Raw genomic sequence first — 14,319 nt, forward strand, 5'->3', positions numbered from 1 at the left:
AAGAAGCCTTTACCTTTTAGTTACTTGTTCATTTACTATCAGTCAGTGAAACATGCTCTTCACTTGTACCTGAGCTAAAAATAATAAAAATTTTTGATTTTAGTTTCATTGCAATACTAAATATCGTCAAGTTGCATAAATGAAATGTTTAAGTTACTCATTCAATAGACAAATTTACCTTTTAAAATAAATCTTTAAAATCCTTATTCTTCAATAAATATGAAAGTCCTTCTAAATGATCCCCAGTAATTCTCAATACAGCTGGTGGATGTCCTATCGTCGCAAAATGCTCTTGTGGCCGAATACGATTTGGTTTCATTACATCTACAAAATGGACACATTCGACTTTATACCCTTCTAATATTGCCTTTACTTGTGCAACACACGCTGTGTGAAGAGTGTCCCAGCCAATTCCCTCTAAACATTTTCTACTAATAGCATGGGGAACAGCAATTGTAGATCCTACCCCTAAATCTTTACGGTTACAAGCAATATTCAACATATATTTATATAAACTTACAATATATAGAGGAAATCTAAGATTTAAATTTAAATCATTTAAAACCATATCAACACCATCCGCAACAGCTTGCGTTAACGGATGAAGATCTTTTGCTGGAATAGCAAAATCAGCATCAATAAAGAGAAGTATATCTCCTGTCGCTTCTTGTGCACCAATTGCCCGTCCTACATCATGCCCTAATCTTTCTTCATAAACAATTACTGTTGCCCCTGATTGCTTAGCAATTGCTTCTGTTTGATCTGTTGACCCATTAATGACAACAATTATTTCTTTCGGTTCAATTTTTCTTGCCTCAAGAATAACTTCTTTAATCGTTGATTCTTCATTTTGTGCTGGTATAATAATTGATAACTGTTTTCCATTATAAATAGAGGAATTCATTCCCCATCCTTTATGGAAACGTGAATAATTCTTTTGGTTTTTTAACTGCTCTATAATTTCTCTTTTTCTTCCTCCATCTGTATAATTACCTCTATCATCTTTTCGTTGTAACCAACTCTCCAAAGCTTTTATATTTTCTTTAATCTCATATACTTCTAATTTAGTTAATCCATTTTTATAGAAAGAGGTTTTGTTTGCAGGCATATTATTCAAGGAGGTGTTAGTGATGGCTGACGAGGATTGTAGTCGCCACCCTTTCTCAATAAGAGTGACTTGGGACAGAATAGGATTCTGCAAGATATCATATCCAATGTCTTCAATTGCTTTTTTAGTAATAGCATATGGCATAGATAACATCGAATCATATTTTAAATCCATACGCCCCAATACATCGTTTACTATTTTTCTATACACCATAGCAATGCTTGGCCATTCTACTCTCATCTTTTCAAAACAAACCGAGTCTATATTATTTAAAATTACATCCTGTTCCTTTTTTAGTAGCGGTTCTATAAATCGTTCTAATTCTACCGAAAAAATAACATCTTCTCCATTTAAAAATAAGACTACATCACCATTGGCGACTTTTGCCCCATGAACTGGTGCTTTCCATTTACTTTTCTCCTCAATCACAACAACGTTACTTTCAACAAATGTTGGTATAGATTGTATCGCACTCATTCTATCATCAGCTACAATAATAATTTCTAGTGGTTTTATATGCTGCACTTTATTTAAAATTTGATTCAATTTTGATTTTTCTTCTCCTAAAACTATAACAACTGATAGGTCCACTTCTTTTTGTTCTTCTTTTACAGTCTGATTAGGTTTTACTTTTTTTATATATTCAATTGTTTCACTCTTCCCTACAGCTGCATGCCCTGCTTTTTTATCAAAATATAAGTCAATTATAATTTGATTTACTTCCGTGTCTTTATCAAGTTGCTCTAATTCGGAAATAAATGGTAGCAAATGATTTTGCACATCAAATTCACACGCGAAATTTTGCAAAAAATAAATATTCGGTACATATTTAATGTGATTAAAAAATTTCACAACATTAATTCTTTCGCCAAATTTCTCTTCAACTTCTTCTCTTGATAAATTTGGATAAGACAAATCGAAAACTAGATTTATTGGTACAGGTATCCATTTTAATAAATTTGTTTGAGGATTATTAATGAAAGCTGTGGAGCCCTTAACGAATCCAGCTAAAATTAAAGACATAAATCCTCCCCCAGAACTGCCATAAAACAACACATTTTTCGAATCTACTTTTAACTTTACAAATACTATTTCTAAAATATTTGCTATATCTTGTAAATAAAATCTATTTAACTCTCCCTGTCCCCAACCTAAAGATAATTTCCCAAGATATAACGTAGGGTCATTATAATATATAACAGTATCTTCAAATTCATCCATCCAAGAATGTCGATGAAAAATAGGTGGACCAATTGGCTGTTCTTGAAACCCACCTGCTCCGGATCCAAAAACAATAGTGTTAGAAGCATCGGGCTTAATACGAATTAAAAATTCATACGTTACTTTATCCCAATCAACCTTGAGTATAAATGGTTCTGTAATTTGAAAATCCATTTGCCATAATTGTTCATATGAAATGTTAATTATTTTATACTGGTCTAACAGTTTAATCACCCTTTCCATCCATTTCAAGTTGTTCTATCAAGTAAGAGAGAGCTTCAACGTGATCACCAATGATTCTTAATACTGCCGGAGGATGCCCATTGTGACTTACATTCTCCATTAAACGAATTCTATTCGGTTTTACAACATCAACGTAATGTACACATTCTACTCTATACCCTTGTAATATTGCTTTTACTTGTGCAAGACTAGGGCATAGTAAGCTTTCCCAGCCTATTGCATCTAAACATGATCTACTCATAGCATGTGGAATTGCTACTAATGAGCCATTGCTTAATTCTGGACGATTATATGCTAAATTAAGCATATATTTTACGACGTCTACAACATAAAACGGAGGGTGTAACATCGGATTCAAATCATTTAATGCTATGTCTACACCAGCTGAAACTGCTTTTGTAAAATGATGCAAATTACTTCCTGAAACACTAAAATCACCATCAATAAATAAAAGAATATCTCCTGTAGCTTCAAGCGCTCCAATAGCACGTCCAACATTATGACCAAGTCGTTCGTTATATTCAATAATAGTAACACCAAGTCTTTTAGCAATATTAGCCGTTTGATCTGTCGAACCATTTACAACGACGATGATTTCTAGTGGTTCTATTTTTCTCGCCTCAAGTATTACTTGTTCTATAGTCTCTTCTTCATTTTGTACTGGTATAATGACAGAAAGTTGCTTCCCATCATAAATTGAAGAATGCATTCCCCACCCTTGATGATAGGAAGGGTATCGCTTACATTCACCTAGTTTTTGAACAATATCTCTTCTTTTTCCTGCATCAGTAAACCCTACTCTTCTTCCTTTTTTCTCTATCCATTTAGCTATACCGCGTAAATATCTTTCTACTTTCTCTTTTTCATTTTTGGATAACTCTTTTTTTATTAAATATCCTCCTTCCTCTATAGTCTCATCTTTAGATAACGTATTGATTGCATATTGATCGTTAATCCGCCACCCTTGATTCACAATCTTCATATGAGATAGAACGATATCTTCCATATAATTAAAGCCGATATTTTCCACTACTTCCTTCGTAAGCGCATATGGTAACGAAAGTATTGAATTGCTTTTTAAATCTGGTCGACTTAAAATTTCATTTAACATTTTTCTCCATACAATATCCATATTTGGACATTTACCTATTTCTATCAATTTATCTATTTTATTTAAAACTACATCGGCTTGATTTGTAACAATTGGCTCAATAAATCTCTGCATTTCATTTGTGGATAATAAAAAATTACTATCTACAAATAACAATACATCTCCTTTTGCTGCCTTTACAGAAGCTTCATACCCATCATAATACGTACTATATTTATCCATCAAAACAATATGGCATTTATGTTTCTTTGCTATTTCATACAAATTACTTCTATCGTTAGGAACTAAAATTATAATTTCAAGAGGATTTAGCTTCCATATAGATTGAATTGACTCTTCTAATATTTGCTCTCTTTCACTGTACAAAATAATAACCGTTAACGATTTCATTACACGCCCCCTTTACACATCATGTGACATAAAATATTAAGTATTACCATTTCCTATGAATTTGCTACTTTATTAACATATTCAAAAGTGAATTATACTGTGTGAAAACAAACGTCTATTTTTAAAAATATAATTCTGCACTTACCTCCTTTCTCTTATCATTGTTTGTTACAACTCTCACCATAAAAAACAAAAAAAGTCCTAATTTCTTTAGGACTTTTTTAAATAAATTTATCAATATTATTAATTTTATATACTACCTTTTTCCATGTTATACCGCGATCTTTTGTAGTAAATATTTCTTTTTTATTACACGCCCAACCTTTACGCCGATTAAAAAAATGCAAACAAAATACATTTTTTAACAATGGATTACTTGATACTTTAATCCATTTTGCTCCTTTTTTTATTATTTGATACACACTTCCATTTTCACTATTTATAACCCAGCCATAATAGGAACTAAAAAACGAAACAGCCACTTTACTAGTATTTATTGTTTTATTTGAAATATGCCACGAATTCCCCTTATCAAATGAGTAATTCATTAAAAATACATCATCATTCTTTTTAGTTGGTATTACTAATAAGTTATTTTTATAGATTGCTTTATAAGCCATAGCAGTCCCATTATTAATTCCTTCAAGACTTGGAATATCTTTTATAGGATGCCAACTTTCCCCACCATTTATTGTTTTAAATACCGTTGATGTTTCATAATGTTTTTGTAATGAAATAAACCCAATTAGATCGTTTATAAATGTTATCCCTGAAATACTATCACTAATACTTATATTTTTTATTACTTTCCAAACTTTCCCTTTCGTTTTCAAATAGTATAAATTATGTTCAAATTTATTTGATGCAAGCTTTCTAGATAATACAATCCATATACTATCCATATTCGTAGCATGCAATTGTACTTGAACATCAGTCGATTTCTCCCAATCTTCTTCAACCGGTAAAATAAACTCACTCCACCTTTCTCCTCTATTAACTGTATAAAATATAGCTGGCAATAAATCGTCATTCTTTTTTGTTAAACCATATGCCCAAGAGCTTCGAGCGTTTATTGGATACCCAAATAATACAATTGAATTAAGAGGATTGACAACATCCCATTCTACTCCTCTATTTTGAGTATATAAGATAGCCTGCTTTTTATTTGTATATTGAATACTAGCCCAACCATATTTATCCGTTCTCATTTGTAAAGAAGTAAATTGAATATCATTATTTTCCAATATATCACCTCATTCTTATTATTTATATATTCGTATGCTATTATTTTCAAAACGTTCTATCATTAGTTATTTAAACCACCCGCTTTATCTACTATCTTTATACTTACTTTCCCTTTTCTTCACCACTCAAATATAACGAAATTCCTTCTATTTTTCCGTTATCATATACAAACGACTGTATTTTACAAAATTCAACTATAAAAAATGCACCCCAATTGTAAACTATCCCCAACAATTAGAGTGCACTTTATATAAAATATAGCTTTAATTTTTAAGCACTTACTACAGCAGCAACTTTATCTAAACAAATAATAAACTGATTCATAAATGCGTCAATTTCCTCTTTCGTAATAATATACGGCGGAAGTAATCGAATAATATTCCCTTGTGTTACATCGACTAACATTCCTTTATTCATTAGCTCAACCTGTAATTTCTTCACATTTTCATTCGTATCATTCAGACTAATTCCAAACATCATGCCAGCATGACGCACTTCCTGTATATAATAAGAATTTTCTTTCTGAATGTCTTGCAGTTTGTCATTCAAATATAGTGACGTTTCATAAGCTTCTTGCATTAACCCATCATCAAGTAATGTATTTAATACCGTTAAACCTAAAGCTGTTCCCATTGATGAATGAGCAAACGTTGTCCCGTGATCTCCTGGTGAAAATACATCACATAACTTTTCACCTACAATAATTCCTCCTAGCGGTATCCCGCCTCCTGCTCCTTTACCAATTTGAATAATGTCCGGTGTGATATTAAAATTTTGATAAGCAAATAGTTTTCCCGTTCGACCCATACCACTTTGAACTTCATCAACGACAAGAAGTATATTATATTTTTCACATAAATTTTGAACACCATGCAAATATTTACTTGATAAAGGATAAATCCCCCCACTTCCTAAAACAGGCTCTAGCATAATCGCAATTGGTTTTTCTTTAATAATGGTCTCCTCTAATTGGTCTATATTCTCACGCTCTACTTCGTATACAGGAATAGATGTTTTAGGGAAATTTTGATATACCTTTTCTTGTCTCGTAAAATGTAGTGCCCCTAACGTCCTCCCGTGAAAACTATCTTTTAACACAACTACTCCGTCACGCTCCTCATTCGCAATAGATCTATATTTATCAATTAATTTTAATGTCGTTTCTGTCGCTTCCGTACCAGAGTTTGTAAAAAAGACTTTTCCGCTTTTTAAAGTACACTCTACTAATTTCTTTGCATACTCAATTGCAACTGGGTTTAAGAAATGAAACGGTAAATGCAACGATTTCACAACTTGCTCCATTGTCGTTTGTACAATTTTAGGATGATTGTATCCTAGTACATTTACTCCTACGCCAGAAAATAAATCTAAATACTCTTTACCATCTACATCATATAGTTTACATCCTTCTCCTCTTTCCATTGCAACCTCTGTCCGACAATATGTAGACATCATATATTCTTTATCTAATTGAAACCAATCCGACATGTTAAATTCCTCCTAGTTATTTTTCCTTTTTTAACGTTTATTCTCTATATAATCGTTTATAAATTAAGTTTTAAGATTGAAATTTTAATAGTGGTTTTCTTCCACATTTTTTATTAAAACGTGTGCTTTCTCTTCCCGATATTCATTTTTCCATAATTTCTTCTATTTCAACAGGTCCACTACATATGTGTTTTTTTCATCTAGCGGTATGTTACTGCTTTGAACTTTGTATGTCATACATAATCGAGACTATAAAATCATATTTAGTAACAATCGACGAAAAAATTTGGAGGCTATATCGATGAATGAAAAATATGATAAACATAGGAAAGAATTATTAGAAGAAGACTTTAATAAACATCGAGAACTTACTGAACCAGCTAAATTTCACTCTCAAACAGTTGGTTCACGTGGACCTGTACTAGAGCAAGATAGTGTACTGCATGAGTCATTACAACAATTTATTCATGAAAAAATTTTAGAAAGACCTGTTCATGTAAAAGGATTTGGTGCGTTCGGTTATTTTCAAACGATATATTCGATGTCTGAACATACTAAATTAAGTTTTTTACAAAATTCTAATGAGAAAGTTCCTGTTATGGTTCGATTTTCGTTAGCTGTTAGTACGAAAGGAACACCGGATACTGCTAGAAATGTACGCGGTTTTTCCACAAAATTTTATTCAAAAGAAGGCATTTTTGACCTTTTATGTAATCACATTCCTGTTTTTTCTGTCCGTGATCCAATGCGTTTCCCTGAAACGATTCAAGCATTATTGCCTTCACCTAAAAATAACTTAATAGACCCTAATAGATTTTGGAGTTTTGTCGCTAAAGCACCTGAATCTATTCATTTTGTTGTCCGTTTATACTCTAATAATGGTACGGCCAAAAGTCTTCGCCACATTCCAGGACATAGTGTTAATACATATGTATGGAGAAATGCGGAAGGTAATCGAAAGTATGTAAAGTATCATTGGTACCCATTTGAAGGTGTACAGTACATTACTAGTAAAGAAGCAATTAAATTAGCTGCTGAAAATCCTGATTATAGCGGGAAAGATTTATATGATGCTATTGAAAATGGTAAACCAGTGGAGTATGGTTTATACGTCCAGCTCATGGATCCGAAAGATGAAGCGCACCTTTCTTATGATCCTTTAGATGACACAAAAGTATGGGATGAACAGACGTATCCTCTCATACCAGTCGGGAAAATGGTATTAAATAAAAATCCTGAAAATTTTATGGAACAAGTAGAAAAGGTCGCATTCTCTCCTTCTAATTTACTGGATGGTGCAGAACTATCAGATGATAAAATGCTGCAAGGGCGCGCTAACATTTACAGTGATTCACAAAGAAGAAGAATTGGTCCAGAATTTCGCAAATTAACGATTAACCAGCAGCAAGATTGGACACCTGCTAATCAAATTACAACCGGTGAAGGAAGGTACGTTGAAGGTAAACTTGAAAGAACTTCTATAATGAAACAGGATGACTTTACGCAGGCTGGTGAATTTTATACGAAGTTACAGCCAATAGAAAAAGAACATCTCGCTGAAAACTTAGCTAGTGATTTGAAAGTTATATCCGATGATATTAGGGAGATCGTTTTGGGGTATTTCAATCAAGTATCAACCGATTTGAAAACAAGCATTGAGACAAAAATGAAAGAGCATTAAGAAGATTAAAACATGCTTTACGAATGAGAATTCAAATCTATATTAATTATTTTCTTGTCAAAATCCAATGAGGTTATTTAATTTAAAAATATAAAGCCAACATATCCCTGTTCTAATTATAGAACAGGGATATGTTGGCTTAGTTTAATGTTTAACATTACATACTTTATTTCGCTAAAAAATGCGATAAGTAGCCTTTCAAAACAAACTATAGTAAACTATTTTACTTGTACCGTATAATTCCCTGTTCCACCACCATACTTATATACACTTAAGTAATATTTCCCTGGCTTTGCATTATAATTTCCAAGCAATTTGTTTCCATCACGTTTTGTTGCATAAGCTACATAATTATTTAAATCTGATTCAGAATATAATACCCAGTTCAGTCCAAGATTTTGTTCGTTCGTAACAGAAATTTGTAAATCTTTTTGATCCTTTACATCAATAACAAATTTATCCCCCTGATCTTGATCGCTCAAGGTTCCTCTTAACAAAATATTCAAAGATAGTGGGTTTGCTGTTTCAAATGAATTATTTGGTTCTTTTTCTACAGCCGTACCTTCTTCCGTATTCACTCCGCTAAACACAACATCATATTCAAATTGCCCAGCATTATTTACACGGTAATTTACAAAATAAGCAGTCAATGTTTTATATCCAGTCCACTCTTTTCCTGAAAGACGTTTCAACATATCATTTGTTGCTTCATTCATCACTTTCCAGTCCTCAACTTCTCCTTTAGCCACACTTCCTGTATATGTTCCCTGTAGTGTAAATGTATTAAAGAATTGTGATTTATTCTTTGTTACTTTCACATCTTTTAATTTCGCTTCATTCGTAATATCTGAAGTAACGTCCGAAAGCGATTTTGGATCATGTTGAGTTAAATATTCATCTGATACTTGTGGAATCGTATACTTATCGCGATTATCAATAAGCATTTGCATATAAGATTGATATTCTTCATTTAACTTATTATCTTTGCTTAATGTAGCACGGTATGCATCGTAACTTGAAACATCATTTGCGCGAATTAAATCATGTACTTTATCGAACATTTCTGGGCGCTTATTATACATATATGATTGCAGCGCAAACGAATAATTATAAAAATCCCACGTTCCATATTTCGCATTTAACGTTTGTGATGCTGTATAACGTTTTGCAGGATCATTAGATAACCCGCCAATTATACTTTTTCGCGGTACTACACTATCTAATCGAGTTGCACCTGCAAAGAACTCTGCATTCCCTTCTTCAAACCATGTTAAACGTTCATTTTGATACATTTCCCCTTGGCCCCATAATCCCTGAACTTCGTACCTTCCCTGTAAGTAGTGCGTAAATTCATGGCGGAACAATTCTTCCAGACTATAAATACTTTGCTCTGGTGTACGTTCATATGTAAAGAAAGTTCCTGTCCCTTCAATATAAATCCCACCATTATTCGTTTCATATCCGTACAGTTGACGATTAAATTGATACTCATCTGGGCTATTATAAATAACCATCGTTAACACATCATCAGCATGTCCACTTTCAAGTGGTTTATCGCTACCAACTGTACGATAAAATTGAGAACGCACCTCTTTTGCCGCCCAGTATAGACGTTTAATTTTCGCTTCGCTAACTTTATCCCCAGCTTTAAAGACAATTGCTCCATCATCAAACGTATACGTTTTCGGTAAATATTTCTTTTTACCTTCTTCTCGAATTTGATCTAAATTTACAGTTTTTCCATTCGCATCTATTCCTCCATAATTTGTAGTAATTTGTTCTGCCGCAACAAAGTATTGCTCTCCTAAATATGGGTAAATTCGCATTGCATCTGTAACAACTTGTTGTCCTTTTGTCGGCGTGCTATGAAGCTTGCCCAATCGGCCAGCATAATAAATTCCATTATTAATTAACCATCCGTTTTTATTTGTTACTGTACCAAGTAGTGCAAAACGATTTACTTCATTAATAAAGTTATCGATATTCCGAAACCACATCGTATCTTTTGGCTCTTTTCCAGTCGTGTACATATCCGTCTGAATATCAAAGTCAATTCCCTTCATCAACTCATATATAGCGTCTCCTTTTGTTCGGTCTTCAATGAAAGTTGCAAGATTATCGTTATATTGTTTAAAAATTTCACCTGCATATAAAACCGTTTCAACATCTGCTGATGCATTTCCAATTAATTTTCCATATGATGCAATTATTTTATTTTGTTCTGATGTACCAAGTTTGAAATTTGGATTTTTTGCAATTGTTTTTAAAGCTGGTAAACACTTATCATGGTAGCTACGCTCATTTAGTTTGCTTAATTCATCATGGTAAAAACCTAAATAAAATGCTGCACGTAGAGCTTCTACTAATGTTTCAATCCCTTTTGAATCATCTTTCGTATAAGCTTGTCCTTGTTCTGCTAGTTTATTAATAATTGCTTGCATTCGGCTATCATCTTGATAGAATTTAAGACTATCACTATTAAACTGAAATAATTCCGGAATTTGATACCATTTAATTGTCACAAGAAGATCAGTTAATTGTTTATTATTTAATTGATTTAACTCAGCCATTGAATACTTTTTTTCTTCAGCTAACGGTTTAATATTATCGGTTGGTGCTAGTGGACGCTGTGATAAATCCGCTAATTTTAACCGTTTTGTAAAAGATGCATTTTCTTGTACTTTTGAAGGGTGCGCCAATTCATCAACAGATTTCTGTATTCCTACCGGCTCCATTTGTAATACGTTCTTCACATTTTGCTCTTTTGTCTCTGCTTGAATTTGCAAACCATTACATGTTATTGTCACTAATCCAACACCAAGAATCCACTTAGAAATTTTCGAATATTTAACCATCCCATTGCCCCCTAATAATTTAAAAGAAAATTCAGAATTTTGAAATCAAAAAACCCACTTATTTGTATGTATTTACAGTTCCGCTATAAATACAACTATGATTAATAATGCAATAGTAGCTTGTTTTATACTATTACGAGTACAGATTCCTTACATACAATCTCCCTTCCTTACATGTAATACAAGCAAAAACCGTGCCAATCATATTTCTTATGAATAGCCAACATTCTTTTATAAATACTGTAGAATAAAATATACATAGGTGGTTCGGCAATGTATAAATCATTTGACACAAAATCTAATGTTTATGAAGAACAAATTCATTGAATATTATAAGTTCATTAGCCAGTAAATAATCCCCAATTATTAAATCTCTCAAAAAAAGGTAAACAAACATATTCCATAAAGCTAATATGTTCGTTTACCTTTTTCTATTTCACATCAACAGCAAAATATCGTTGAATAAAAACAGTATGAATAAGTATTTTGTTATTCATTTCTCTTTTTCATATAATCTTTTTCACATTGCAACAGCTTGAATTTCACTTTTTTCCCTTTCTTCTTTTTCGTTTTTATAACGAGCCATTCCCCTTTTTCAACGTCTAGTTTTAGGCGTTTCATTACATTGATATTATCTTTTTCTTTATAAAGTAAAAATGCTTCTTGCGCCCTCACAAATAAGCTGGGCTGTTCGCTAAATCCACCACTATCATAAATTTTAGTTAGCGAATTATAATAAGAATCATTTTCCTTTCCACCATACATCAAATGAGCAGCCTCCAGATCTCTTTTACTTACTTCCCAAAAACTATGTTCATCAATATTTAAATTAAATGTGGATTTAATGTCCTGTATTATATTCTTCACATGCTTTTCATCTCTAACTTTTCTTTCTTCGAGACAATCCGAAGATAATTCTGGTGCATCTGATTGGGAATGTACAACGTGTTGTATCGATACACACAGAATAAATACGCTTAAAATGTAAAATATTTTTTTCATATTTACATATCACCTCAAATGATTTAGATACTATATCATTTGAGGCTTACAATATTCTTATGCTAATAATGAGAAAGATCCTATAAAATTTTTATAGGATCTTTCCTTTTAATATTGCTTTATCAAATTCACGGGCGGGGCAACTACCTTACTACTTTTCACATCATATAATCCTATAGGTGTTACTCGTATAAAAGGCAAGTGCGTCGCAGAAAAGAATAAAATTGTAAATGCTGGATCATCATACGCGTAGCCACGCTCTTGTAGTAATTTCACCATCTGTTTCTCTTCCTGTATTAATTCTCTCATTTTTAAATTAGACATAATCCCGAGCAGTGGTAATGCTATTTCGTGTAACACTTCATTGTTTTCTGCTATGACCATTCCACCACCGAGCTCTTTTACTCTACGAAAAGCTGTAAGCATATCTTCTTTTCTTTTTCCGATAAGAATGATGTCACCTGTACCAGAATAAGAGCTAGCAAGCCCACCTAGTTCTTTCGCAAAACCTTTCACAGCTATATTCACTTGCCAACTGCCATCACGAGCAATCATCATAAAGAAACATTCATCATGATCTGTGGACAATTCATCACAGTCTATATTAATTTCACTAGTGTATGGTTTTGTAATAACGTTGTTTAATAAGTGTATCCCCGTTTTATTAGAGAAAATCATATCCTCTTTTTCTATTGACCAATCTAATAATAATGGAGTTACTTTATGTTTACTCCAGTCTATATGTAATGCTTCATGTGTATTTACACCGTCACGCTTCACCCATTTCCCCTTTGCAAGGACACTGATTGGTACTGGGTTTTCTTTACTTTCTAAAATATTGATATTAGCAATTCTACCTGTCGCAATCGAACCATGTACATGTTCCATATTATAATAGCGAGCAATATTATAACTTGCCATATCGTATGCATCTATTACTGGCACGCCTTGTTTTATCGCGGTAGAAATCATAACGTTTGTCATTCCATTCTCATAAAACGAAGGATGTGAGCCGTCTGTTGTAAAAAAGAATCTATCAAACTGCTTTACGCCTAGTTCTAACAATTCTTTCAGTAAAACTTCTAAATCTGGGCGGATTGAAGAATTTCTTAGGGAAACAGTGTAACCTTGCATAAGACGAGTGAAAACTTCCTGCCCTGTCATCGCTTCATGATCACAATCTGTACCTAACAGTTTTAACTTCGCTAAAGTCGTTTCAGATGCACCCGGAAAATGTCCTTCTACTTTCTTTTGCAATCGCTTCGTTTCCTGCACCCAAGTTAACATTTCATCATCGCCATGTAATAGTTTTGGCCATGCTGTTAGCTCGCCACCTTGAAGAACCGCTTCATGCTGCAGCCACTCTATTATTTCTTCACGATTAAACAAAGATTCCCCGTTTTGCAATTCAGTCTGTCCATCAAAACGGCACCACCAATACATACTTGCTGGAACCTTATTGAATTCATCTAATAAACGAAATGCTTCTTCACGCTTTAATGTGAAAAATAAAGTTAAATTATCATTAATGAAAGTTGTTGTCCCAAACTGCATCGCATGATTCGCTAGCGTCTCTGGGTTATACAACTGATACGGATGTGCATGTGGTTCTATGTAACCGGGTACGACATACTTTCCTTCGCAATCAACAACTTCACACTCCGTTAATTGCTCTGGCAGCTGCTCCCCTACGTATACAATTCGATCATTATATATCCAAATGTTCGCTGTCATCCACTCGCGCATATAAGAATTTAAATATGTTGCATTCTTTAATAATATGTGTGTGCTTCTCTTACCATCTAGTACTTCAACATGTTCTCGTAATTGTTTATTACTCCATTTATAATGATTTTTCCCCATTGTATTCAACTCCAAATCAACTCATAGTTATTTTGATTAAAACGAGTAATATTTAACTAACTAAAGTATTTTCCATTCATAACTCCCCTATTGGTGCCCCTATATCCTTCAT

At 32.9% G+C, this 14,319-nt stretch carries 8 protein-coding genes; 1 reads left to right on the top strand and 7 read right to left on the bottom strand.

The window, feature by feature from the left end:
- Positions 1–181 precede the first annotated feature (181 nt).
- The 4 genes from MR107_RS00270 to MR107_RS00285 form a co-directional block, all read right to left on the bottom strand.
- Positions 182–2,503, bottom strand: coding sequence for a glycosyltransferase (locus MR107_RS00270; protein ID WP_146632150.1), 2,322 nt, complete (start codon positions 2,501–2,503; stop codon positions 182–184).
- 52 nt (positions 2,504–2,555) lie between these two features.
- A complete protein-coding gene (locus MR107_RS00275) occupies positions 2,556–4,073 on the bottom strand; it encodes a glycosyltransferase (RefSeq protein WP_000839312.1) in 1,518 nt (505 codons plus the stop codon).
- A gap of 221 nt (positions 4,074–4,294) precedes the next feature.
- The gene (locus tag MR107_RS00280) at positions 4,295–5,317 is read right to left on the bottom strand and encodes a hypothetical protein (protein WP_000429609.1); all 1,023 of its coding nucleotides are present in this window, start codon (positions 5,315–5,317) and stop codon (positions 4,295–4,297) included.
- A 271-nt stretch (positions 5,318–5,588) separates the two neighbouring features.
- A complete protein-coding gene (locus MR107_RS00285) occupies positions 5,589–6,806 on the bottom strand; it encodes an aspartate aminotransferase family protein (RefSeq protein WP_033695871.1) in 1,218 nt (405 codons plus the stop codon).
- Positions 6,807–7,107: 301 nt separating this feature from the next.
- Between MR107_RS00285 and MR107_RS00290 the strand changes: the two genes are divergently transcribed.
- Complete coding sequence (locus tag MR107_RS00290; RefSeq protein WP_001003610.1) at positions 7,108–8,487, top strand: catalase; 1,380 nt, start codon at positions 7,108–7,110, stop codon at positions 8,485–8,487.
- 218 nt (positions 8,488–8,705) lie between these two features.
- Here the strand turns inward: MR107_RS00290 and colA are convergent, their stop codons facing one another.
- From colA to MR107_RS00305, 3 genes are all read right to left on the bottom strand, one after another.
- On the bottom strand, positions 8,706–11,342 hold the full coding sequence (gene colA / locus MR107_RS00295; protein WP_242291973.1) for a collagenase ColA: 2,637 nt from the start codon (positions 11,340–11,342) through the stop codon (positions 8,706–8,708).
- Positions 11,343–11,831: 489 nt separating this feature from the next.
- Positions 11,832–12,344 carry a hypothetical protein gene (locus MR107_RS00300; RefSeq protein WP_000719372.1) on the bottom strand — a complete coding sequence of 171 codons (513 nt, stop codon included), beginning with the start codon at positions 12,342–12,344 and terminating at the stop codon, positions 11,832–11,834.
- Positions 12,345–12,452: 108 nt separating this feature from the next.
- On the bottom strand, positions 12,453–14,207 hold the full coding sequence (locus MR107_RS00305) for an adenine deaminase (protein WP_242291974.1): 1,755 nt from the start codon (positions 14,205–14,207) through the stop codon (positions 12,453–12,455).
- Positions 14,208–14,319: the final 112 nt, after the last annotated feature.

Source organism: Bacillus cereus group sp. BfR-BA-01441, assembly GCF_022663075.1.
Lineage (GTDB): Bacteria > Bacillota > Bacilli > Bacillales > Bacillaceae_G > Bacillus_A > Bacillus_A cereus.